22 protein-coding genes are annotated in these 20,892 nt (G+C 74.7%); 10 read left to right on the plus strand and 12 right to left on the minus strand.

What is annotated here, in order from left to right; translation table 11 throughout:
• Positions 1-41: 41 nt before the first annotated feature.
• From AYX06_RS15520 to AYX06_RS15530, 3 genes are all read right to left on the minus strand, one after another.
• Positions 42-251 (minus strand): hypothetical protein, encoded by a 210-nt coding sequence (locus tag AYX06_RS15520; RefSeq protein ID WP_062736536.1) that lies wholly within the window; start codon positions 249-251, stop codon positions 42-44.
• Between the two features lie 7 nt (positions 252-258).
• Positions 259-762, minus strand: a complete 504-nt coding sequence (gene greA / locus AYX06_RS15525; RefSeq protein ID WP_062736537.1) for a transcription elongation factor GreA — start codon at positions 760-762, stop codon at positions 259-261.
• 232 nt (positions 763-994) lie between these two features.
• The gene (locus AYX06_RS15530) at positions 995-1,465 is read right to left on the minus strand and encodes a DUF4307 domain-containing protein (protein ID WP_232319325.1); all 471 of its coding nucleotides are present in this window, start codon (positions 1,463-1,465) and stop codon (positions 995-997) included.
• Between the two features lie 184 nt (positions 1,466-1,649).
• Here AYX06_RS15530 and mca point away from each other — a divergent pair, with 184 nt between their 5' ends.
• From mca to AYX06_RS15545, 3 genes are read left to right on the plus strand one after another with little or no spacing between them, the layout of a single operon-like run.
• Positions 1,650-2,528, plus strand: a complete 879-nt coding sequence (mca, locus tag AYX06_RS15535) for a mycothiol conjugate amidase Mca (protein ID WP_062737122.1) — start codon at positions 1,650-1,652, stop codon at positions 2,526-2,528.
• Between the two features lie 8 nt (positions 2,529-2,536).
• Complete coding sequence (locus AYX06_RS15540; protein WP_084271661.1) at positions 2,537-2,872, plus strand: hypothetical protein; 336 nt, start codon at positions 2,537-2,539, stop codon at positions 2,870-2,872.
• Between the two features lie 56 nt (positions 2,873-2,928).
• Positions 2,929-5,046, plus strand: a complete 2,118-nt coding sequence (locus tag AYX06_RS15545; protein WP_062736539.1) for a thioredoxin domain-containing protein — start codon at positions 2,929-2,931, stop codon at positions 5,044-5,046.
• A 1-nt stretch (position 5,047) separates the two neighbouring features.
• On the opposite strand, the gene trhA is transcribed toward AYX06_RS15545, so the two are convergent.
• Positions 5,048-5,755, minus strand: coding sequence for a PAQR family membrane homeostasis protein TrhA (gene trhA, locus AYX06_RS15550; RefSeq protein ID WP_062736540.1), 708 nt, complete (start codon positions 5,753-5,755; stop codon positions 5,048-5,050).
• A 217-nt stretch (positions 5,756-5,972) separates the two neighbouring features.
• Here trhA and AYX06_RS15555 point away from each other — a divergent pair, with 217 nt between their 5' ends.
• Together AYX06_RS15555 and AYX06_RS15560 are read left to right on the plus strand one after the other, a co-directional pair.
• The gene (locus tag AYX06_RS15555) at positions 5,973-6,734 is read left to right on the plus strand and encodes an isoprenyl transferase (protein ID WP_062736541.1); all 762 of its coding nucleotides are present in this window, start codon (positions 5,973-5,975) and stop codon (positions 6,732-6,734) included.
• A 130-nt stretch (positions 6,735-6,864) separates the two neighbouring features.
• Positions 6,865-8,229 (plus strand): PhoH family protein, encoded by a 1,365-nt coding sequence (locus tag AYX06_RS15560; protein WP_084271662.1) that lies wholly within the window; start codon positions 6,865-6,867, stop codon positions 8,227-8,229.
• Positions 8,230-8,250: 21 nt separating this feature from the next.
• On the opposite strand, the gene AYX06_RS15565 is transcribed toward AYX06_RS15560, so the two are convergent.
• Positions 8,251-9,006 (minus strand): hypothetical protein, encoded by a 756-nt coding sequence (locus tag AYX06_RS15565; RefSeq protein ID WP_062736542.1) that lies wholly within the window; start codon positions 9,004-9,006, stop codon positions 8,251-8,253.
• A 68-nt stretch (positions 9,007-9,074) separates the two neighbouring features.
• Between AYX06_RS15565 and AYX06_RS15570 the strand changes: the two genes are divergently transcribed.
• From AYX06_RS15570 to AYX06_RS15580, 3 genes are all read left to right on the plus strand, one after another.
• Complete coding sequence (locus AYX06_RS15570) at positions 9,075-9,599, plus strand: prepilin peptidase (RefSeq protein WP_062736543.1); 525 nt, start codon at positions 9,075-9,077, stop codon at positions 9,597-9,599.
• Positions 9,600-9,710: 111 nt separating this feature from the next.
• Positions 9,711-10,181 carry an NUDIX hydrolase gene (locus AYX06_RS15575; RefSeq protein WP_062736544.1) on the plus strand — a complete coding sequence of 157 codons (471 nt, stop codon included), beginning with the start codon at positions 9,711-9,713 and terminating at the stop codon, positions 10,179-10,181.
• 154 nt (positions 10,182-10,335) lie between these two features.
• Positions 10,336-10,581 carry a hypothetical protein gene (locus AYX06_RS15580; protein ID WP_062736545.1) on the plus strand — a complete coding sequence of 82 codons (246 nt, stop codon included), beginning with the start codon at positions 10,336-10,338 and terminating at the stop codon, positions 10,579-10,581.
• A 114-nt stretch (positions 10,582-10,695) separates the two neighbouring features.
• On the opposite strand, the gene AYX06_RS15585 is transcribed toward AYX06_RS15580, so the two are convergent.
• The 3 genes from AYX06_RS15585 to AYX06_RS15595 form a co-directional block, all read right to left on the minus strand.
• Positions 10,696-12,129 carry a class II fumarate hydratase gene (locus AYX06_RS15585; RefSeq protein WP_062736546.1) on the minus strand — a complete coding sequence of 478 codons (1,434 nt, stop codon included), beginning with the start codon at positions 12,127-12,129 and terminating at the stop codon, positions 10,696-10,698.
• Positions 12,130-12,191: 62 nt separating this feature from the next.
• Positions 12,192-12,842, minus strand: coding sequence for a carbonic anhydrase (locus tag AYX06_RS15590; protein ID WP_062736547.1), 651 nt, complete (start codon positions 12,840-12,842; stop codon positions 12,192-12,194).
• Positions 12,839-13,531, minus strand: coding sequence for a DUF4245 domain-containing protein (locus tag AYX06_RS15595; protein ID WP_062736548.1), 693 nt, complete (start codon positions 13,529-13,531; stop codon positions 12,839-12,841). Before AYX06_RS15595 ends, AYX06_RS15590 begins: the two co-directional genes overlap by 4 nt.
• 235 nt (positions 13,532-13,766) lie before the next feature.
• On the opposite strand from AYX06_RS15595, the gene glpX reads away from it, so the two are divergent.
• Together glpX and AYX06_RS15605 are read left to right on the plus strand one after the other, a co-directional pair.
• Positions 13,767-14,714, plus strand: a complete 948-nt coding sequence (gene glpX, locus AYX06_RS15600; protein ID WP_062737124.1) for a class II fructose-bisphosphatase — start codon at positions 13,767-13,769, stop codon at positions 14,712-14,714.
• Positions 14,715-14,912: 198 nt separating this feature from the next.
• Positions 14,913-16,094 carry a hypothetical protein gene (locus AYX06_RS15605; protein ID WP_062736549.1) on the plus strand — a complete coding sequence of 394 codons (1,182 nt, stop codon included), beginning with the start codon at positions 14,913-14,915 and terminating at the stop codon, positions 16,092-16,094.
• Between the two features lie 154 nt (positions 16,095-16,248).
• On the opposite strand, the gene AYX06_RS15610 is transcribed toward AYX06_RS15605, so the two are convergent.
• From AYX06_RS15610 to AYX06_RS15625, 4 genes are all read right to left on the minus strand, one after another.
• Positions 16,249-17,262 carry a lipid II:glycine glycyltransferase FemX gene (locus AYX06_RS15610; RefSeq protein WP_062736550.1) on the minus strand — a complete coding sequence of 338 codons (1,014 nt, stop codon included), beginning with the start codon at positions 17,260-17,262 and terminating at the stop codon, positions 16,249-16,251.
• A 75-nt stretch (positions 17,263-17,337) separates the two neighbouring features.
• Positions 17,338-18,948: an LCP family protein gene (locus tag AYX06_RS15615; protein WP_062736551.1), complete on the minus strand. Its 1,611-nt coding sequence runs from the start codon at positions 18,946-18,948 to the stop codon at positions 17,338-17,340.
• A 49-nt stretch (positions 18,949-18,997) separates the two neighbouring features.
• A complete protein-coding gene (gene purE, locus AYX06_RS15620) occupies positions 18,998-19,483 on the minus strand; it encodes a 5-(carboxyamino)imidazole ribonucleotide mutase (RefSeq protein WP_062737125.1) in 486 nt (161 codons plus the stop codon).
• Positions 19,484-19,619: 136 nt separating this feature from the next.
• Complete coding sequence (locus AYX06_RS15625; protein ID WP_062736552.1) at positions 19,620-20,735, minus strand: 5-(carboxyamino)imidazole ribonucleotide synthase; 1,116 nt, start codon at positions 20,733-20,735, stop codon at positions 19,620-19,622.
• Between the last annotated feature and the right edge of the window lie 157 nt (positions 20,736-20,892).

The raw sequence follows: 20,892 nt of genomic DNA on the forward strand, positions 1-20,892 counted from the left end.
CGTGGGGACCGGCGCCGTGGCCGTGCGCGCGGGCGAGGACGTCAGGAGCGGCGCCGCCCGGTGAGGTAGGTGGCGAAGCCGCTGACGAACGTCGCGAACACGAAGATGTTGCGCAGGCTGCCGGGGGCGCTCGCCGCCGGGTCGCCCTGGCCGGCGAAGTGCAGGACCACGGCGACGACGGCGAGCACCACGGTGAGCACCATGAGGGCCCGGGTGCCGGGCCCGGGGCTGCGCAGCCAGTGGGTCGTCACGGCACGCTCAGCCCTGGAACGGCTTGGCGTCCAGGATCTTGACCGGGATCTGCTTGCCGTTGGGCGCAGTGTAGGACAGCTCGTCGCCGACCTGGTGACCGGAGATGGCCGAGCCCATCGGGGACTTCTCGGAGAACACCTCCAGGTCGCTGCCGGCGGCCAGGTCCTCGGCCACCTCGCGGGAGCCGATGAGGAAGGTCATCGGCTCCCCGGCGATCTCCGCGGTGACGACCATGCCGGCCTCGACGACCCCGTCGTCCGCGGGGGCCTCCCCGACCTGGGCGTTCTCGAGCAGGCCCTTGAGGTGGGCGATGCGCCCCTCGTTCTTGCCCTGCTCCTCGCGGGCGGCGTGGTAGCCGCCGTTCTCCTTGAGGTCGCCCTCCGAACGGGCCTGGTCGATGCGCTCCACGATCTCGTGCCGGTACGGGCCGGAGATGTAGTCGAGCTCCTTCTTCAGACGGTCGTAGGCCTCCTGGGTCAGCCAGGCGCCCTGGTTGCTGGTCTTGGTCACAATCTCTCCTCGGTGGACGGACGGCCGGTCCGCCGCCGCCCGGGGCGTCCCGGGCGGCGGCGGACCGGAGCGACGGCGCGGGCGCCGTCGTCGGTGCGGGGATCCGCATAACGCAAAGTCCCCGCCCCGGAGCCGGGCCGTCCGTGCGGACGGTGCCCGGTGGCCGGGGACGGGGAGTCCTGATCCCCCAGTCTAGGCGGGGCCGGGGGGATGGCCCAAAGCACGATGAGGGTTACGACACATCCGTGGCGGCCGCGCCGTCCTCGACCCAGCAGGAGTCGACGACCGCGGTGGTGGCCAGGTTCGTGGTCCGCACGGAGGCGCGGTGGGTGCTCGTCCCGCCCTGGCCGAGCTGCTCCTCGGCCACCGCCCCGACGGTCACCTCCGCCCAGCCCACCACGGCGTACTCCTTGTTGAGGGCGCTCACCGCGCAGGTCACCACGTCGCCGGGACGCTTGGTGAGGTCGAAGTCCGCCGTCACCCGCGCCTCGGAGACGACCTGGAAGCCGACGTCCTTGAACGTGGGCGCCGCGCCCCGGGCGGTGACCACCCACGCGATGAACACGGCCGTGAGCAGGGTCGCCAGCACCAGCAGGCCCAGCCAGCCGCGCGGACCGAGCCGGCGGGCACGGGCGGGGCGTCCGTAGCGGTCGCGGAGCAGGGCGGGGGAGTCGGTGGACACGGCGGCCTCGGGTCTCGGCAACGGGGAAGGCGGCGCCGGGCCCGGCGACCGCCCGTCCACTGTAGCCGAGCCCGCTGGGAGCATCCCGGGCACGCCGCGGCCCCGCGGACGCGTAAAATGGAGGGCGGCCCGTGCCCGCAGCGGCCGTGCCGCACCACCCCCGACCGATCCCGAGAGGACCTCCCGAGTGACCTCCCTGTCCCAGATGCGCCTGCTGGCCGTCCACGCCCACCCCGACGACGAGTCGAGCAAGGGTGCCGCGACCATGGCCCACTACGTCCGGCAGGGGGTCGAGGTGATGGTGGCCACGTGCACCGGCGGGGAGCGCGGGTCGATCCTGAACGGGGAGATGGAGGGCCACCCCTACGCCGAGCGGGACCTCACCGGCCTGCGCCGGCTGGAGATGGCCCAGGCCGCCGCCGCGCTGGAGATCCAGCACCGGTGGCTGGGCTTCATGGACTCGGGCCTGCCCGAGGGCGACCCGCTGCCGCCGCTGCCGTGGGGCTGCTTCGCCCTGCAGCCGCTGGAGCGGGCCGCCGCCCCGCTGGTGCGGCTCGTGCGCGAGTTCCGCCCGCACGTGATCCTCACCTACGACGAGAACGGCGGCTACCCGCACCCGGACCACATCCAGACCCACAACGTCTCGGTCGAGGCGTTCCGCGCCGCCGGCGACCCCGACCGGTACCCGGGCATCGGTGAGCCCTGGACGCCGCTGAAGCTCTACTACGACCGGGCCTTCAACCTCGAGCGCTTCGTCGCCCTGCACGAGGCCCTCGAGCAGCGCGGCCTGCAGTCGCCGTACGCGGAGCGCATCGCCGCCTGGCAGGAGACCGACCCGGAGGGCCACCGCCCGCCCGCCCCCCGGCACGAGACCACCACCAAGATCCAGTGCCCGGACACCTTCGCCCGCCGGGACGAGGCGCTGCGCAGCCACCGCACCCAGGTGGCCCCGGACGGGATGTTCTTCGCCGTCTCCGCCGAGATGCAGGCCGAGGTCTGGCCGTGGGAGGACTACGTCCTGGCCGACTCGCGGGTGCCCACCGCCCTGCCGGAGAACGACCTGTTCGCCGGGATCCTGGGCTGAACGAGGAGATGACCGCCGTGCTGAACGTGCTCGCCCTGCTCCCCGCGATGGCGCCCAACCCGATCGACGAGGGCACGCTGCGCCCCGGGCTGGACCCCAGCCAGGTGACCCCCGGGGTGGCCGGCTTCCTCATGTCCCTGGTCCTCGCGGTGGCCGTGATCCTGCTCGTGCTCGACTTCAACCGCCGCAACCGGCGCATGCGCTACCGCGCGGAGTACGCCGAGCGCCGCGCCGCCGAGGAGCAGGTGGGCGGCTACACCCGGGAGACCCCCGACGCCCCGGCCGCCGGGGAGGCCCCGGGCGCCCCGGCCGAGGACCCGGGGGGACCCGACCCGCGCGGCTGAGACCGGGGCCCCTCCCGCGGGGCCCCGTGCCGGACCCGAGATCCGAGGAGCGCCCGATGCCCAACCGCCTGACCGGACAGTCCTCCGCCTACCTGCGCCAGCACGCGGACAACCCCGTGGCCTGGCAGCCCTTCGACGACGCCGCGTTCGCCGAGGCCGCCCGCCGGGACGTCCCGGTGTTCCTCTCGGTCGGCTACGCCGCCTGCCACTGGTGCCACGTGATGGCCCACGAGTCCTTCGAGGACCCGGAGATCGGCGCCTACCTCGACGAGCACTTCGTGCCGGTCAAGGTGGACCGGGAGGAGCGCCCCGACGTGGACGCCGTCTACATGAGCGCCACGCAGCTGCTCACCCGCCAGGGCGGCTGGCCCATGAGCGTGTTCCTCACCCCGGACGGCCGGGCCTTCCACGCCGGCACCTACTTCCCGCCCCGCCCCGCCCACGGCATGCCGTCCTTCCGGCAGGTCCTCGAGGCGGTGACCGAGGCGTGGGCCACCCGCCGCGGGGAGCTGGAGCAGGCGGCGGACGCGGTCGCCCGCGCCGTCGCCGGACAGGCGGAGGACCTGCGCACCGCCCTGGCCGCCGGCGCGGTGCCCGTGCCGGCGGCCGGGGCCGGCCCGGACCTGCCGGCCGCGGCCCTCGAGGTGCTCCTGCAGGAGGAGGACCCGGTCCACGGGGGGTTCGGCGGGGCCCCCAAGTTCCCGCCCTCCACGGTCCTGCCGCTGCTGGAGCGGATCGCGGCCGGACCCGACGCGCCGACCGCGGAGCGGGCCCGCGGCCTGCTGGGCCGAACCCTCGGCGTCATGCGGGTCTCCGCGCTCTTCGACCAGGTGGGCGGCGGCTTCTACCGCTACTCGGTGACCCGGGAGTGGTCCCTGCCGCACTACGAGAAGATGCTCTACGACAACGCCCAGCTGCTGCGCGCCTACGCGCGCGCCGCCGCCCGGGAGCCCGGCCGCGGCGACGACCGCACGGCCGCGGACACGGCCGCGTTCCTGCTGCGCGAGCTGCGCCTGCCCGGCGGGGCGTTCGCCTCCTCCCTCGACGCGGACAGCCCCGCCACGGACAGCCCCTCCGCCGCCGGGGACGTGCACAGCGGGGAGGGCGCCTTCTACGTCTGGACCCGCGCCGAGCTGGCCGCGGTGCTCGGACCCGAGCGCGGCACGGCGGTGGCCGACCTCATGGGGGTGGCCGCCGGCCGCGCCCAGCCGCTGCACCCGGGGCGCGCCCTGAACGATGAGGAGCAGGCCCTGTGGGACGCCGCGCGGCCCGAGCTCGCGGCGGCCCGGGCGGCCCGGCCGGCCCCGGCCCGGGACGACAAGGTCGTGGCCGGGTGGAACGGGCTGACCGTCACGGCCCTCGCCGAGGCCGGCGTGCTGCTGCAGGACCCCGCGCTGCTGCTCGCGGCCGAGGAGGCCGCCGGGCACCTGTGGGAGGTGCACTGGGACGGCGGCCGCCGCCGGCTGGCGCGCACCAGCCACGCCGGCTCGGCGGAGCGCTCGATCGAGGGCCTGCTGGAGGACTACGCGCTGCTGGCCGAGGCGTTCCTGGCCCTGTACCGGGCCACCGGCGCCACCGCCTGGCTCCGGCGGGCCCGCACGCTCGCCGACGCGGCCGAGGAGCGCTTCTCGCACCCGGACCCGGGCGGCGGGGAGGAGGCGCCCGGCCGGGTCTGGTCCGACCTCGCCGACGTCCCCGCGCCGCTGCTGGCCGCCGGCGGATCGGGGCGCGCCCAGCCCCTCGACGACGTCACCCCCGCCGGCACCGCCGTGCTCGCGGGGGTGCTCGTGGAGCTGTGGGCCCTGGACGAGGACGAGGCCCGTGCCCGGCTCGTCCCGTCCCTGCTCGGCCCGCTGGAGCTCCTGGCCCGGCGCTCGCCCCGCGCCGCGGGACGGGCCCTGGCCGTGCAGGACGAGCTGGGCTCCGCGCCGACCCACGTGGTGCTCGCCGGCGGGACCGCCGAGGACAAGCTCGAGGCCCGCCGCGCCGTCGGGCCCGCCGCGGTGCTGGGCGCCCACGTGATCGACGCCGACGCCCCCGGGGCGCCCGGCGCCGCCCGCGGGAAGACGGCGCCGGGCGGACGGTTCACGGTCTACGTGTGCCGCGGCTTCGCCTGCCGCGCCCCGGTCCACACGGTCGCCGGGCTGCGCGAGGAGCTGGCGGCGGGCGGCTGACTCAGCCGAGCATCGCGAGCATGATCGCCACGTAGTGCAGCCCGAAGCCCAGGACGGTGAAGGCGTGGAAGATCTCGTGGAAGCTGAACACCTCGGGCAGCAGCCGTGGGCGCTTGGTGCCGTAGACCACCGCGCCGGTGATGTAGGCGGCGCCGCCGGCCGCGGTGAGCACGGCCGCCGCCGGGCTGGTCTGCCAGAACTGCGGGAGGTAGACGACGGCGAGGCAGCCCATCACCACGTAGAGCGGGGTGTAGAGCCAGCGGGGCGCGAGCGTCCACAGCAGCCGGAAGAGCACGAGCCCGGCGGCGCAGGCCCAGATCACGCTCAGCAGCACCCGCGACTGCTCCGGGGCCAGCAGCGCGACGGCCAGCGGGGTGTAGGTCCCCGCGATCAGCAGGGCGATGTTCGAGTGGTCCATCCGGCGCAGGACCATGTGCAGCCGGCGGGGCCAGTAGGCGCGGTGGTAGATCGCCGACACGCCGAACAGCAGGATCCCCGTGACCCCGTACACGGCGCACGCGATGCGCAGCTCCGTGGTGGGGGCCAGCAGGATCGCCACGAGCCCCAGGGCGACGACGACGGGCGTGAAGCCGGCGTGGATCCAGCCCCGCCACGCGGGCTTGCGCTCCACGAGGTCCTCGAGCCGGTGCTCGATCGCCTCCCCGAACTCTGCGGCGGCGCGGGCCGGCCCGCCGTGCGAGTGCTCCATGGTGTTCCTTCCGGCGTGCGGCGGTGAATCGGGACGATCCTCCACCGGGTAGTTTAGGAGGCGTCCCCGGCCGCCGCCCGGGGCCCGTGACCGCCGACACGGCCGGGCCCGCCGCCCCCACCAGCACCGGCAGCGCGCCAGGCACCCCGCTCAGCACGAGCACCAGCACCAGGACCCGCGGCCCGCGCCGCGGGCGAGACCTCGGGAGGACCCACAGATGCCCAAGCCACGGCCGCTCTACCGGTTCTACGAGCGCCGGCTCGCCGCGGACCTCGACCCGCGGCGGCTGCCCAAGCACGTCGGCGTGCTCGTGGACGGGAACCGGCGGTGGGCCAAGCAGTTCGGCGCCTCGACCGCGGACGGGCACAAGGCGGGGGCGCAGAAGATCGTGGAGTTCCTGGGCTGGTGCCGGGAGCTGGACATCGAGGTGGTCACCCTCTACATCCTCTCCACCGAGAACCTCAAGCGTCCGGCCGCGGAGCTGGAGCCCCTGCTGGAGATCATCTCGGACCTCATGGACACCCTCTCCGAGACGGGCATCTGCCGGGTCCAGCCCGTGGGCGCCCTCGAGATGCTGCCGCCGCGGCTGGCCGCGTGCCTGGCCGACCTCACCGAGCGCACGGCGGACAACGCCGGCCCGCACCTGAACATCGCGGTCGGCTACGGCGGCCGGCAGGAGATCGTGGACGCGGTGCGGGAGGTCCTCACCGAGGCCCTCGACGCCGGCGCCGACGTGCGGGAGCTGGCCCAGCAGCTGTCGGTGGAGCACATCTCGGAGCACCTGTACACCCGCGGGCAGCCGGACCCGGACCTGCTCATCCGCACCTCGGGGGAGCAGCGGCTCTCCGGCTTCCTCATGTGGCAGTCCGCCTACAGCGAGTACTACTTCTGCGAGGCCCTGTGGCCGGACTTCCGGCGGGTGGACTTCCTGCGGGCGCTGCGCGACTACGCGTCCCGCCAGCGGCGCTTCGGCGGCTGACCCCCGCGACGTCGCTGGCAATTTCCGCCCCGTTCACCGTTTCTGCTCGCGCGGCGGGTCCGGCCTGCGTACGTTGTCCTCAGGCGGGCGGCGCGGACGCCGACCGCCGGACAGAGGAGGAAGGGCCGCCATGAGCATCTCCAAGAACCCGGAGCGCATCGTCGACATCTCCGCCCCGCTGGGCGCCGCCGAGCCGCGGACCGGGGTGCGCTCCTACGTGATCGACACCTCGGTGCTCCTGTCCGACCCACGGGCCATCCTGCGCTTCGCCGAGCACGAGGTGGTGCTGCCGGTCGTGGTGATCACCGAGCTGGAGGGCAAGCGGCACGACCCGGAGCTGGGCTACTTCGCCCGGCAGGCCCTGCGCCTGCTCGACGACCTGCGGGTGGAGCACAACGGGCTCAACCGTCCCGTCCCGATCGGGGACCAGGGCGGGACCCTCGTGGTGGAGCTCAACCACGTCTCGGACACCGTGCTGCCCGTGAGCTTCCGGCTCAAGGACAACGACTCCCTGATCCTGGCGGTGGCGCTGAGCCTCTCCAACGACGGCCGGGACGTGTGCATCGTGTCCAAGGACCTCCCGATGCGGGTGAAGGCCTCCGCCCTGGGCCTGCAGGCCGAGGAGTACCGGGCGGAGTGGGTCGGCTCGGACGTCGAGTGGTCCGGCACCGCGTCCGTCGACGTGCCCGACGACGTCGTGGACCGGCTCTACGCCGGCGAGGCCGTCGTGGTCCCGGGCACGGAGGGCCTGCCGGCCAACACGGGCCTGACCCTGCACTCGGCGCGCGGCAGCGCCCTGGCGCGGGTCCGCGCGGACGGTGCGGCCCGGGTGGTGCGCGGGGACCGGGACGTCTTCGGCGTCAACGGCCGCTCCGCCGAGCAGCGGCTGGCCATCGACCTGCTGCTCGACCCCGAGGTGGGCATCGTGTCCCTCGGCGGCCGGGCCGGCACCGGCAAGTCCGCCCTGGCCCTGTGCGCGGGGCTGGAGACGGTCATGGAGCGCCGCGAGCACCGCAAGGTCATGGTGTTCCGCCCGCTCTACGCGGTGGGCGGCCAGGAACTGGGCTACCTGCCCGGGTCCGAGGAGGAGAAGATGAACCCGTGGGGCCAGGCCGTCTTCGACACCCTCGGCGCGCTGGTCTCCCCGGAGGTCGTCGAGGAGGTGCTCGACCGCGGGATGCTCGAGGTGCTGCCCCTGACCCACATCCGCGGCCGCTCCCTGCACGACGCCTTCGTCATCGTGGACGAGGCCCAGTCCCTCGAGAAGAACGTGCTCCTGACGGTGCTCTCCCGGATCGGCCAGGGCTCCAAGGTGATCATGACCCACGACGTCGCCCAGCGCGACAACCTGCGGGTGGGCCGCCACGACGGGGTCACCGCGGTGGTCGAGGCGCTCAAGGGCCACCCGCTGTTCGGCCACGTCACCCTCACCCGCTCGGAGCGCTCGCCGATCGCGGCCCTGGTGACGGAGGTGCTGGGCGACCTGGAGCCCTGAGCCCGGCCCTGGCCGGTCGGCTCAGGGGCCGACCGGCCAGGGCAGGTGCCGGCTCACGTCGGTGAGGTCCAGCCGCACGGAGGTGAACAGGTCGTCGATGAAGTAGTCGTCGACGGCCTCGATCCGCAGGTCGTGGCCGGTGCCCGCGAGGGGCCCCTCGAGCACCTCCGAGCGCACGCACACGGCCGTCCGCTCGTCGAGCAGCACCCGGGTGCGGGCCGGGGCGAGCGGATGGCCCGGCGTGGTCGGCGCGTAGGCGGAGCCCGGGGTGACCACCGCGCCGCGCACCGCCCGCCCGTGGTGGACGCCCACGCCGACCTCCTCGACGGCGCACGGGCGCCGCTCCGGCAGGTAGGGCGGCACGGGGGCGCTGCCGGCGAGCTCGACCGGATCGAGGATGGCCTGCCACCGGCCGCCGCCGAAGACGGGGTCCCCGTAGGCGGCCTCGGGCCGGCGCTCCACCAGCCCGGAGTCGGTGAAGACCGGGGCCACGAGGGACGGCGCGAGCAGCCACGAGGAGGAGGTGGAGGCGACGTAGAAGTCGTCGCGCGAGCGCTCCAGCGTGCTGGCCGTGTAGAGGGGGACCCCGTCGAGGGTCTCCACGCGCAGCTCCGAGGGGCGGCGCACCCACGCCCGCACCGGCTCGCGCGGGGCCTGGTCCCCGGGGGCGAGCCAGGACAGCACGAAGCGCAGGGTGTCCCAGCGCCACGGCGAGGACCGGCACAGCGCGGCGAACTCGTCCGGATCGGTGGGCGCGGGCACGGGGGAGCGGGACATGGCCCCAGTCTAGGGAGGCGGGCACCGCTCCACAGGGCCCGGGCCCGCCGACCGGCCCGGCGGCTACGATGCCCGGTGTGATCGCCTTCCTGACCGACCAGTTCGCCCGCGGGGACGCCGCCGGCTGGGCCGCCGGGGCGCTCGCGGCGGCCGGTCTGCTGGTGCTGGCCGGCGGGTGCGCGTGGCTGTGGCGCACGGACGTGCGCGAGCACCTGCTGCCCGGCCGGGTGGTGCGCCCGCTCTATCCCATGTGCGGCGGGCTGCTGGGAGCGGCGGCGCTCGTGGCCGGGGAGCCGGTGCGGCTGCTGTGGATGCTGTGGGGCCTGGCGGTGATGGGCGGGCTCTACGTCCTGCTCCGCCTGCTGCATCCCGCCGGGATGGGGATGGGCGACGTCCGGCTGTCCGGGCTGCTGGGCATGTGCCTGGGCTTCGCCTCGGTGTGGCACGCGGTGCTGGGCGCGGCGGCCGGGTTCGTGCTCGGCGGCCTGGCCGGGGCCCTGCTGGTGGCCGCCGGGCGGGCCGGGGCGCGGACCCGCGTGGCCTTCGGCCCGGCGATGATCAGCGGCGCCCTCGGGGTGCTGCTGCTGCTCTGAGCGCCCGCACCGGCCCGGGCCGCGCGACCGTCCCGCACCGGCCCCGGCGCCTGCCAGAATGGGCCGGGACCCCCGACCCCCGGGCCGACCACCGCCGGACAAGGAGCGCCCATGCCCGTCCCCGAGTTCGTCCTCTCCCTGCGGGAGAAGATCGGCCACGACCTGCTCTGGCTGCCCGCCGTCACCGCCGTCGTCCTGCGCGACGACGGCCGGGTGCTGCTGGCCCGGCGCAGCGACAACGGCAACTGGGGGCTGGTCAGCGGGATCGTGGAACCCGGCGAGGAGCCGGCGGTCACGGCGGTGCGCGAGTGCCTGGAGGAGACCGGCGTCGTCGCCGTCGTGGAGGACCTCGTGGCGATCAAGGCCGGCGAGCCGGTCCAGTACCCCAACGGGGACCGGTGCCAGTTCCTCGACCACACCTTCCGCTGCCGCTGGGTCTCCGGGGAGGCCCGGGTCAACGACGACGAGTCCCTCGAGGTCGGCTGGTACCACCCGGCCGACACCCCGCCGCTCCCGCCGCACCAGCGGGCCCGGCTCGACGCGGCCCTGGCCCACGACGGCCGCGCGCGCTTCGTGGTCTGAGCCCGCGGCCGGTGGGCGGTCCGGTCCGGACGCAGCGGACGCCGCGGGAACACGGCGCCCAAGAAACACAGCGTGCTTACTTGTGAGCTGGTGCACACGTTCCTAGACTCGGAAGCGTCCGCACCCGAAGCACCGACGAGCAAGGAGGAGCAACATGGCCACAGGAGAGACCGGTTTCGACGACGTCACCTACGACCTGGTGTCCGTGCAGTACCACGCGCTCAAAGCAGGTCACGACTACGGCCAGTACGTGCGGGACGCCCGCAACGCCGGCCGCGACGACATCGCCGACTTCTTCGAGAAGGTGATGTCCGAGGACTCCGCACGGGCCAAGCAGTGCCACGAGTTCATCAAGGAGCTCTCCAAGTCCAGCGAGTCCGGCCCCGCCGTGACCTCCTGATCCGGAGCACCGGTCCGGGGCGCGAGCCGCCGGACGACACAGGGGTCGCCCCCGCCCGGGACACGGTTCCGGTGCGGGGGCGACCCCTGTGTCGCGCGAGCGCCTCGCGCCGGGTCAGGCGTTGGGGCCCGTCATCGTGGTGACGTCCAGCGCACGGTCCAGCTGCTCCTCGGTGAGCTGCCCGTTCTCGACGTAGCCCAGGGCGAGAGTCGCCTCGCGCACCGTCATCTTGTTCGCCACGGCGTGCTTGGCGATCTTCGCGGCGGCCTCGTAGCCGATGGCCTTGTTCAGCGGGGTCACGATGGACGGGGAAGCCTCGGCCAGGAACCGGCAGCGCTCCACGTTCGCCTCGAGCCCGTCGATCATCTTCTCCGCCATCACGCGCGAGGAGTTGGCCAGCAGCCGGATCGACTCCAGCAGGGCGGAGGCCATGACCGGGATGCCCACGTTGAGCTCGAAGGCCCCGTTGGTGGAGGACAGGGACACCGTGGTGTCGTTGCCGATCACCTGGGCGCAGACCTGGATCGTGGACTCGCAGATCACCGGGTTCACCTTGCCCGGCATGATCGAGGAGCCCGGCTGCAGGTCGGGGATGAGGATCTCGCCCAGGCCGGTGTTGGGGCCGGAGCCCATCCAGCGCAGGTCGTTGTTGATCTTCATGTAGCTGTAGGCCACGGTGCGCAGCTGGCCCGAGGCCTCGACGAGGCCGTCCCGGTTGGCCTGGGCCTCGAAGTGGTTGCGCGCCTCCGTGATCGGCAGGCCGGTCTCCTCGGCCAGCAGCTCGATCACGCGGGCGGAGAACCCGGCCGGGGTGTTGATCCCGGTGCCCACGGCGGTCCCGCCCAGGGGCACCTCGGCCACGCGGGGCAGGGCGGCCTGGACGCGCTCGATGCCGTAGCGCACCTGGGCGGCGTAGCCGCCGAACTCCTGGCCCAGGGTCACCGGGGTGGCGTCCATCAGGTGGGTGCGCCCGGACTTCACGACGTCCCGGAACTCGGCGGCCTTCCGCTCGAGGGACTCGGCCAGCTGCGTCATGGCGGGGACCAGGTCGTTGACCAGGGCGCCCGTGACGGCCACGTGCACGGAGGTCGGGAAGACGTCGTTGGAGGACTGGGAGGCGTTGACGTGGTCGTTGGGGTGGACCTCGACGTCCTTGCCCTCGAGGGCCCGGGTGGCCAGGGTGGCCAGGACCTCGTTGGTGTTCATGTTCGAGGACGTCCCGGAGCCGGTCTGGAACACGTCGATCGGGAAGTGCTCGTCGTACTGGCCCGTGGCGACCTGGTCCGCGGCCTCGGCGATGGCGCGGGCGCGCTCGTCGTCGAGCACCCCCAGCTCCGCGTTCGCCAGGGCGGCGGCCTTCTTGATCTGCGCCAGCGCGACGATGTGCTGGGGCTCGAGGGTCCTGCCGGAGATCGGGAAGTTCTCGACGGCGCGCTGTGTCTGGGCGCGGTACAGGGCCTGTGCGGGCACCCGCACCTCGCCCATGGTGTCGTGCTCGATGCGGTACTCGGTGGACGCTGCCGTGCTGTTTGCCGTGGTGTTTGCCATGGCGTCAGTCTAGGTCAGCCCGAGGTGACGCCCGGCACGGTGACCCGCGGCGTCCGGGGCCCTCAGCGGGCCGGCAGCCAGGTCCCGTGGCCGTGCACGAGCTCGGCCTGCCCGTCCTCCAGGTGGTAGAAGACGCCCACGACGGCCACCTCGCCCTGCGAGACGGCCTCGTTGATGATCCGCGACTGCTCCAGCAGCCGGGAGGCCGTCTGCTTGGTGTGCTCGACCACGGCCGAGTTGACGTCGGACTCCCCGTGCCGCCGGGCGTCGAGCACGGACGGCATGATCCGCTCGATGAGGTCCCGCTGGAAGCCGCGCGGCATGTCCCCGGAGCGCGCGGTCGCGTGCGTGGCGCTGACCGCCCCGCACGAGTCGTGGCCCAGGACCATGACCAGCGGGGTGCCCAGGTTGGCCACGGCGTACTCGATGGAGCCGAGCACGGCGTCGTCGATGACCTGCCCGGCGGTGCGGACCACGAAGGCGTCCCCGAGCCCGAGGTCGAAGATGATCTCGGCGGCCAGCCGAGAGTCCGAGCAGCCGAAGATCACCGCGAACGGGTCCTGGCCCGCCGCCACGGACTGCCGGCGCGAGGCGTCCTGGTTGGGGTGCAGGGACTCGCCGGCCACGAAGCGGGCGTTGCCCTCGCGCAGGCGCTGCCAGGCGGCGGCCGGGGTGCGGGGCGAGGAGTCGTCGGATCGGGTCTCGGGGGTCATGGCTGCTCCGTGGGTGTGGGGTCGGGGACCTCGGCGAGTGCCGCGGTCACTGCGGTGGCGAGGTGGTCCAGCTCGGCGCCTGGCGCGTCGCCCTTGAGCACCACGGTGGAGCCGTCGACCTCGCCGGAGTACACGGTCAGGGCGCCCTGGTCCCGGGACTCCTCCCGGACGTGGACGTCCCACTGCGCGCCCCCGGCCTCGACGGACGCGGAGACGGGCACCGCCTCGGTCTGCTGGGCCAGCCACGTGGGGTTGGCCAGGGACGTCTGGACGAGGCCGATGAAGTTGCCCTGCGGGGTGGCCCAGCCGATCTCCCAGAAGGGCACGCCCTCCGCGGCCCCGGCGTCCCAGCGGGCGTAGTTGGCCGTCCAGCCCTCGCCCGGCTCCGGGACGACCGGCGGGAACGGCGCCTCGTCGGCCACGTACTCCGCCTCCTGCGCCACGTCGACGTCGGGCCGGTACGGCTGGGCGTCCGGGCGCGGCTGCAGCCACACGAACGGCAGCACCAGCAGCAGCAGAACGGCCATCGAGATGATCATGCCCTGCACGGGGGCGTTGATCCGCCGCGCCTGCTTCTCCGTGATCCGGGGCAGGGGCGGCGTCTCGGGGCCGGGCGCGGTCCCGGGCGCGGCCGCACGGGGCGCGTCCGCGGGCGGCTCGGCGGAACGGTCGGGGGTCGGGGAACTCACGGGTCCATTGTGCCCTGTCCGGGCGGTCGCGGTCGCACCGCCGGGCTGACTGTGAGCCGGCTCCCAGCGCGCGGACGGGCGGGCGATATGCTGGGCGGGACGTGGTCCGCGCCGCGGCCGATCCCGGCCCGGAGGCCCGCAGACCCGAAACTCGAAGGTGAGGAACATCGTGGCCCAGGAATCCACCGGAACGACCAAGGCACCCAGCAACAACGTGGCCGACCGCAACCTGGCGATGGAGCTGGTGCGCACGACCGAGGCCGCGGCGATCGCCGGGGGCCAGTGGGTGGGCGCCGGCGACAAGAACGCCGCCGACGGGGCCGCGGTCGACGCCATGCGGTCCCTGCTCTCCACCGTGCACTTCAACGGCACCGTGGTCATCGGCGAGGGCGAGAAGGACGAGGCGCCCATGCTGTTCAACGGCGAGCAGGTGGGCGACGGCTCCGGGCCGGCCTCCGACGTCGCGGTGGACCCCATCGACGGCACCCGCCTCACGGCGCTGGGCATGAACAACGCCCTGGCCGTCATCGCGGTGGCCGACGGCGGGTCGATGTTCGACCCCTCGGCCGTGTTCTACATGGACAAGCTCGTGGTGGGCCCCGAGGCCGCGGACTTCGTGGACCTGCGCCTGCCGGTCAAGCAGAACCTGCACCTCGTGGCCAAGGCCAAGGGCATCCACGTCAACCAGCTCACCGTGTGCGTGCTGGACCGCCCCCGGCACCAGAAGCTCGTCGACGAGATCCGCGCCACCGGTGCCCGCACCCGGATGATCCTCGACGGGGACGTGGCCGGGGCGATCGCCGCGTGCCGCGAGGGCACCGGCGTGGACGTCATGATGGGCATCGGCGGCACCCCGGAGGGCATCGTCACCGCGTGCGCCGTCAAGGCCACCGGCGGGATCATCCAGGGCCGGCTCGCGCCGGTCGACGACGCGGAGCGCCAGAAGGCCGTCGACGCCGGGCTCGACGTCGACGCGGTGCTCTCCACGGACGACCTCGTCACCTCGGACAACTGCTTCTTCGCCGCCACGGGCATCACCGACGGCGACCTGCTGCGGGGCGTGCGCTACCGCGGCCGTCGGATCACCACCCAGTCCATCGTGATGCGCTCCCGCTCCGGGACCGTGCGCATGGTCGAGGCCGAGCACCTCGCCGCGAAGTGGGAGAAGTACGCCCGCCGCTGACCTCGCCGCCCCGGCCCGACCGGCCGGCACAGGACCCCTCGGGCCGGCCACCGGCACGGGGGGTCCTCGTCGTCCCGGTCATCCCGTGTCCGGGGGCGGTTGCGGCGACCGGCCGCCCTAGACTGGAGCCGAACTGCGGGCGCCGACCGCGGTCCCCCCACCGGGGCGGGGCGCCCGGGTGATGAGGAGGACTCCATCGTGAGCACCACGGTCAGCCCGTGCCCCAACCGCAAGACCTGGGACGCCACCGTCCGGGTGACCGGCGGCCACCCCCAGCAGCTGTGGGGGATCGGCCAGGCCCAGATCTCGGCCGAGGGCCCGGGCCTGCGGGTGGACCGGGTCATGGTCCACGACGCCGAGCAGCGCACCGTGGGCTACGCCCAGCTCTACCTGCGCTCCGAGGCCGAGCGCGTGGTCGCCGGCACGGTGCACGCCCACGTGCACCGGCCCCAGGACCTGCCGGTGGTCGCCGAGGCCCTCGCGGTCTGGGCCCGGGAGGAGCACGCGGCGGAGCTGCTGCGCTTCCAGCCCGACACGCTGCGCGCGCCGGGCACGGCCGAGGCCCTGGCGGCCGCCGGTTTCGCGCGCCCGGCCACCGGCGCCGGCCCCGACGAGCCGCGCCGGCTGGAGGTCCTGCTGGGGGAGACCCAGCAGGACCTCTCCCGCCGGCTCTCCGAGGCCACCCTGGACCGGTGCCGGGCGGCCCTGCGCACCCCCGGCGTGACCGTGCGCGAGGTCACCGCGCAGAGCCGGGCGCTGGCCAACATCGGGCTGCGCACCCGGCTCATCTCGCAGCTGCTCGAGGACCTGGGGGACGACTCCCTGCTGCTCGTGGCCACCGAGGCCGGCGACGACGGGGCCGAGGCAGCCCTGGGCTACCTGTGGTTCGTGCACACCCGTGGGCTCGCGATGATCTACCGCCTGGGCTTCACCCGCCGGGGCCGCGACCTGGGCCTGGACGACGCCCTGCTGCTCACCGGGCTCGTGGAGCTGCAGAAGCGCCGCGTGCAGCGCCTCGACGGCGGGGACCCGGACGAGGCGGACGTGCCCCAGGTGGTCCGCGAGCTGGCCGGCACGGAGCGGCCGGTGCTGGGCCCGTGGGAGAAGTCCCTGGGGCGCAGCCCGGCCGGGGAGTTCTCGGCGGAGGCGGCCGACGCCGCGGCGGCGCGCACCGGCACGGCCGTCGCCGCGGAGCTGGGCCTGGAGACGCCGGCCCCGGCGCGGTCGTGGTCCCCGGACGGGGCCGAGACGGCCGCCGCGGCCACCGACGGCGACGGCACGGGGGACGCCGCCCGCTCCCGGGCCCGCCGGGCCCGGGAGCTCACCCGGCGGGTGGTCGGGGAGGGGCTCTCCGCGCTGCGCGACGCGGCCGGGCGCTGACGAGGCCGCGCCGGCCACCCGGCGGCGGCCGCAGGAGCGCCGTCGGCGCCGAGTCACCGGCCGGGCCTCGTCCCCGTGACCGGCGCGGCGTCCGTGCCGGCGGTCGTCCTGACCGAGGCTCGACCGGGGGCGGGCGCCGCCCGTGGCGATCCGCTCAGCCGTCCCGGCGGCGGGCCAGGGCCGCGCGGAGGCGCCCCGGCGCTCCCGGGAGCTCCCGCCGGGCCGACGCGGCCGTCTCGCGGGCGGCGCGCAGACCGGTGTAGGCCGCGTACCGGCTGCGGCTCACCGGCAGGTCCCAGGTCCCCGGGTAGGCCTCCGGGCGGCCGCCGAAGGACTTCTTGAACTTCGTGAAGCCGTGCCAGGCGTGCTCCGGGCCGGCGCCCTCGGGGGCCGTGCCGAACAGGTCGAAGCGGCGCAGGCCCTTCTGCCGGGCGTCGAGCACCATCCGCACCACCATCGGGATGCCCGCGGAGAGCTTGCGGTGCTCGAAGTCCATCGCGGCGTGGGCGTAGGTGCGGGTGTCGTCGGAGTCGTAGACGAGGGAGGCGCCGATGGGCCGGCCGTCGAGCCGCGCCACGTACAGGACGGCGGCGTCGAGCGGCATGAGCGTGCGCGCGGCCTCGCGCAGGTAGGCGTCCTGCTGCCGGGTGAAGTCCTTGCGCTCGGCGGTGGCGTCCAGGAAGCCCAGCAGCACGTCGACGTCCCCGGGGTCGGTGGAGGCGGTGAACGTCACGCCCTTCTTGGCGATGTTGCGGTGCAGGTTGCGGTTGGTGGACTTCATGTCCTTGAGGATCGCGTCCTCGTCCTGCGTCAGGTCGATCACCTGGGTGTGCCCGGGCTGGACCTGGCGCGGCGCCGGGCGCAGGCCGCGCCGGCGCAGCGAGGCCTCGGGGGTCTCGAGCCCGTCGGTCACGGCGGCGTCCACCGGCTCCACCCGCACGAACCAGCACCGCTCCTCCCGGGCCGTGCGCACGAGGTGCTCGAGCGCCTCCTCGAAGGCCTGGGGGGTGCCGGCCTCGGGACCGTACGGGCAGTACAGGTAGCGGCCGAGCCGGCCGCCCTCCAGGATGGCCAGGTAGCGCCATCCGTCCCCGGAGGCCTGGAACACCCGGTGCCCCAGGTTCCGCTGGAAATCGGCCCATGCATTCGACTGAAGTATGTTCGCCACGCCCCCACTGTACCGGTGCGTCCGGGAGCCCCCGGCGCGGTCGACCGGGCCCTCCGACCGGGACGGCGGCCCAGGTCAGGGCACGGAACAGGTGCCGTTGGGGGTGAGCTCCTCGGCAGGAACCCGGGGGAGCGCGGCCGGGATCGGGACGGCCATGGCGACGCCGGGGCCCACGGCGGCGCCGCGCGGCAGGGCCTCGGCGTCCCGGGCCCCGCGGTCGGTGGCCTCCTCCAGCACCCGGGCGAGATCCTCGTGCAGCCGGTCGTAGTCCGGGTAGGTCGGGAAGGACGGGTCGTAGTAGGGCGGTCCGGCGGCGAACTCCACCAGCTCGTGCTCCTTGGCCTTCAGGGCCACGTCCACGAACGAGCCGATCTGGCTCTGCGGGATGTCGGTCTCGACGACCTGCGTGCCGGACTCCGCGAGGTCCTGGAACCGGGCGAGCACGTTGACCGGGTTCAGCTGCTTGAGCATCGCGGCCTGCACGCAGCGCTGGCGGGCCTGCCGGTCGTAGTCGGTGGCCCCCTCACGGGACCGGGCGTACCAGAGGGCGTGGTAGCCGTCCAGGTGCTGGACTCCCGGCTCGATGTAGCCGAAGATCTCGTTCGGCAGGCCCGTGACCATGTCGGTGCCGCCGCCGATCGGCACGCGCCCTCCGACGTCGATGGTGATCCCGCCGAGGGCGTCCACGAGCTGCTCGAAGCCGTTCATCTCGACGATCGCGTAGGCCTGCACCTCGATGCCGAGCACCCCCGACGCGGCGTCCTTCATGGCCTCGGCGCCGGGGTCCGCGGCGTCCGGGTACAGCTCGGCGTGGTTGTTCGTGACGTCGGTGTAGAGGGCGTTGAGGATGCACTCGTCGCCGCAGTTGAAGCCCTCGGGGTAGACCTCGGCCAGCGGGGAGTCCTCGGGGAAGGGGGCGTTCTGGAGGTTGCGGGGCAGGGAGATGGTCACGGTCCGCCCGGAGTCGGCGTCCACGCTGAGCACCGTCATCGAGTCGGGGCGGCGGCCCGAGCGGTCCTCCCCGGAGTCGGTGCCCATGAGCAGGATGTTGTAGCGCCCGTCCGTGGGCCGGAAGGGCAGCCCGCCCCCGAAGACGTCCGAGACCGCCCCGCGCGTCACGGACAGCAGGTAGGCGGAGTAGGCCAGCCCGCCCGAGGTGACGAGCATGAGCGCCACGGTGGCCGCGGCCACCGCCCGGCGGGTGCGCTGCGCCAGCAGCCCGGGCCGGATCAGGCGCAGCGTGTCGAAGAAGAGGAACGCCCACCCCAGGGCCAGACCCAGCAGCACGGCGATCAGCAGCAGGGACGTGACCGAGTTGGTCAGGAACCAGATCAGGGGGGTCCGCCACAGCAGGAGACTCACGAGGGCCAGCACCAGGGCGGCCCAGACGACCACGTCGACCTTCAGGGCGGCGCGCCCCGTCGCCCGCCGGCCCGCGACGAGCTGGGCGCTGCCGGGGACCACGAGCGTGGACAGCAGCAGCGTCCAGGCGCGCCGGGCGCGCGTGCCCTCCCCGGCGTGCTGCGGGTGGCGCAGCGGGTCCGTGAGCCGCGGCGGGGACGCGGCGTCGTCGTCGGCCCGCCGCACGGCGGTGACGACGTCCTCGGGCGTGGCGCCGGGGCCCGGGTCGGATCGGTGGTGCGGCGGACGGGGGTCCGGCTCGGCGCGGGGGATGTGGCCGTTCACGGGCAGCTCCGGCGGGGAAGGGCGGGCGGGGAAGGGCGGGGCGGCGGGCTCAGGCGCCGAGGCGCGAGCGCAGGGCGGCGCCCTTGTCCTGGGCGGTCTGCCGCAGCTCGGAGGCGAAGTGCACCAGCTGCTCGCGCAGCTGCGCCGCCCGGTCGTCCGCGCCCGCGGCGAGGATGCGCGCCGCGAGCAGCCCGGCGTTGCGGGCCCCGCCGATGGAGACGGTGGCCACCGGCACACCGGCGGGCATCTGCACGATCGACAGCAGCGAGTCCATGCCGTCGAGCGTCTTCAGGGGGACGGGCACCCCGATCACGGGCAGCGGGGTCACCGAGGCGAGCATGCCGGGCAGGTGGGCGGCGCCCCCCGCCCCGGCGATGATCACGCGCAGGCCCCGGTCGTGGGCGCGCCGGCCGTAGTCGATCATCTCGGCGGGCATCCGGTGGGCGGAGACGACGTCGACCTCGTAGGCGATGCCGAACTCGTCCAGGGCGGTGGCCGCGGCCTCCATCACGGGCCAGTCGGAGTCCGACCCCATCACGACGCCCACGACGGGCTGCTGCTTCTCGTTCACTGGCACTCCTGGACTGCTGGGGTGGTGCGCGGCGCAACCGCGCTCCGGTCTGGGGCTACGGTAGCCGTCCCGGCTGGACGGGCTGTGGGAGGCACGCGGGTCAGGCCCGGCCGTCGCGCAGGACGGCCGCGGCGCGGGACGCCCGGCGGCGCAGCTCCGGGATCTCGTCCGCCGCGCCCGTGATGTTCACGTGGCCGATCTTGCGCCCGGGCCGCACCGCCTTGCCGTAGTTGTGGATCTTGGCGCGGGGCTCGGCGCCCATGGCGTCCCGGTAGGCGCCGAAGAGGTCCTGGTTGGCCCCGCCCAGGTAGTTCTTCATCACCGCGGACCCGCCGATCAGCCCGGTCTCCCCGAGCGGGAGGTCGAGCACGGCGCGCAGGTGCTGCTCGAACTGGCTGGTCACGGACCCGTCCATGGTCCAGTGCCCGGAGTTGTGCGGGCGCATGGCCAGCTCGTTGACGAGGAACCCGGGGCCGCGGCCGGGGGTCTCGAACAGCTCCACCGCCAGCACGCCCGTGACCCCGAGCTCGGTGGCCAGGGTCCGGGCGGCGTGGGCGGCGGCGGTCGCCACCGCGGGCTGCAGGTCCGGGGCAGGGGCGAGCACCTCGTCGCAGACGCCGGCCACCTGGATGGACTCCACGACCGGCCACGCCCGCACCTCGCCGGAGGGCGTGCGGGCCACGAGGGCCGAGAGCTCGCGGGAGAACGGCACCTTCTCCTCGGCCAGCAGCGGCCCGTCCGTGCGCGCGAACCACTGCGCCGGCTCGTCGCCACGGGCGTCGGCGGCGGTGTCCAGCACCATGACGCCCTTGCCGTCGTAGCCCCCGCGCGGGGTCTTGAGCACCACGGGCCAGCCGGCCTGCTCGCCGAAGGCGACGAGCTCGTCGGCGTCGGCGACCGCCGCCCACCGGGGGTTGGGCAGGCCGAGGCGCTGCACGGCCCGGCGCATCCGCAGCTTGTCCTGGGCGTGCACCAGGGCGTCCGGCCCGGGGCGGACGGCGACGCCCTCCGCGAGCAGGGCGTGCAGGTGCTCGGTGGGCACGTGCTCGTGGTCGAAGGTCAGCACGTCCACGTCCGCGGCGAACCGGCGCAGCGCCTCGAGATCGGTGTAGTCGCCCACCGGCGCGGTGGGTACGGCGGCGACCGCCGAGACGTCGGGGCCCTCGGCGAGCACGCGCAGCTCGATGCCCAGGGCGGTGGCGGAGGGCGCCATCATGCGGGCGAGCTGCCCGCCTCCGACGACGCCGACGACAGGTGCGGTTCCAGAAGCTCTCACCCGACCAGCGTATCCCGGCCCGGAGGGACTGCCCGGCGGGCCGTCCCCCGCCCGTCACCGGGCGCCCGTAACAGGGCACCGCCGCCCAGGGACCGCG

The sequence above is a fragment of the Kocuria turfanensis genome (assembly GCF_001580365.1).
GTDB lineage: Bacteria > Actinomycetota > Actinomycetes > Actinomycetales > Micrococcaceae > Kocuria > Kocuria turfanensis.

What these genes read in the sequence shown, in the direction of transcription:
- AYX06_RS15545 (WP_062736539.1), top strand. Translation starts at nt 2,929, where the DNA reads ATGCCCAACCGCCTGACCGGACAGTCCTCCGCCTACCTGCGCCAGCAC.
- trhA (WP_062736540.1), bottom strand. Translation starts at nt 5,755, where the DNA reads ATGGAGCACTCGCACGGCGGGCCGGCCCGCGCCGCCGCAGAGTTCGGG.
- AYX06_RS15540 (WP_084271661.1), top strand. Translation starts at nt 2,537, where the DNA reads ATGACCGCCGTGCTGAACGTGCTCGCCCTGCTCCCCGCGATGGCGCCC.
- glpX (WP_062737124.1), top strand. Translation starts at nt 13,767, where the DNA reads ATGGAGCTGGTGCGCACGACCGAGGCCGCGGCGATCGCCGGGGGCCAG.
- AYX06_RS15585 (WP_062736546.1), bottom strand. Translation starts at nt 12,129, where the DNA reads ATGGCAAACACCACGGCAAACAGCACGGCAGCGTCCACCGAGTACCGC.
- AYX06_RS15560 (WP_084271662.1), top strand. Translation starts at nt 6,865, where the DNA reads ATGAGCATCTCCAAGAACCCGGAGCGCATCGTCGACATCTCCGCCCCG.
- AYX06_RS15575 (WP_062736544.1), top strand. Translation starts at nt 9,711, where the DNA reads ATGCCCGTCCCCGAGTTCGTCCTCTCCCTGCGGGAGAAGATCGGCCAC.
- AYX06_RS15570 (WP_062736543.1), top strand. Translation starts at nt 9,075, where the DNA reads ATGCCCGGTGTGATCGCCTTCCTGACCGACCAGTTCGCCCGCGGGGAC.
- AYX06_RS15565 (WP_062736542.1), bottom strand. Translation starts at nt 9,006, where the DNA reads ATGTCCCGCTCCCCCGTGCCCGCGCCCACCGATCCGGACGAGTTCGCC.
- AYX06_RS15625 (WP_062736552.1), bottom strand. Translation starts at nt 20,735, where the DNA reads ATGATGGCGCCCTCCGCCACCGCCCTGGGCATCGAGCTGCGCGTGCTC.
- mca (WP_062737122.1), top strand. Translation starts at nt 1,650, where the DNA reads ATGCGCCTGCTGGCCGTCCACGCCCACCCCGACGACGAGTCGAGCAAG.
- AYX06_RS15590 (WP_062736547.1), bottom strand. Translation starts at nt 12,842, where the DNA reads ATGACCCCCGAGACCCGATCCGACGACTCCTCGCCCCGCACCCCGGCC.
- AYX06_RS15555 (WP_062736541.1), top strand. Translation starts at nt 5,973, where the DNA reads ATGCCCAAGCCACGGCCGCTCTACCGGTTCTACGAGCGCCGGCTCGCC.
- AYX06_RS15580 (WP_062736545.1), top strand. Translation starts at nt 10,336, where the DNA reads ATGGCCACAGGAGAGACCGGTTTCGACGACGTCACCTACGACCTGGTG.
- purE (WP_062737125.1), bottom strand. Translation starts at nt 19,483, where the DNA reads ATGGGGTCGGACTCCGACTGGCCCGTGATGGAGGCCGCGGCCACCGCC.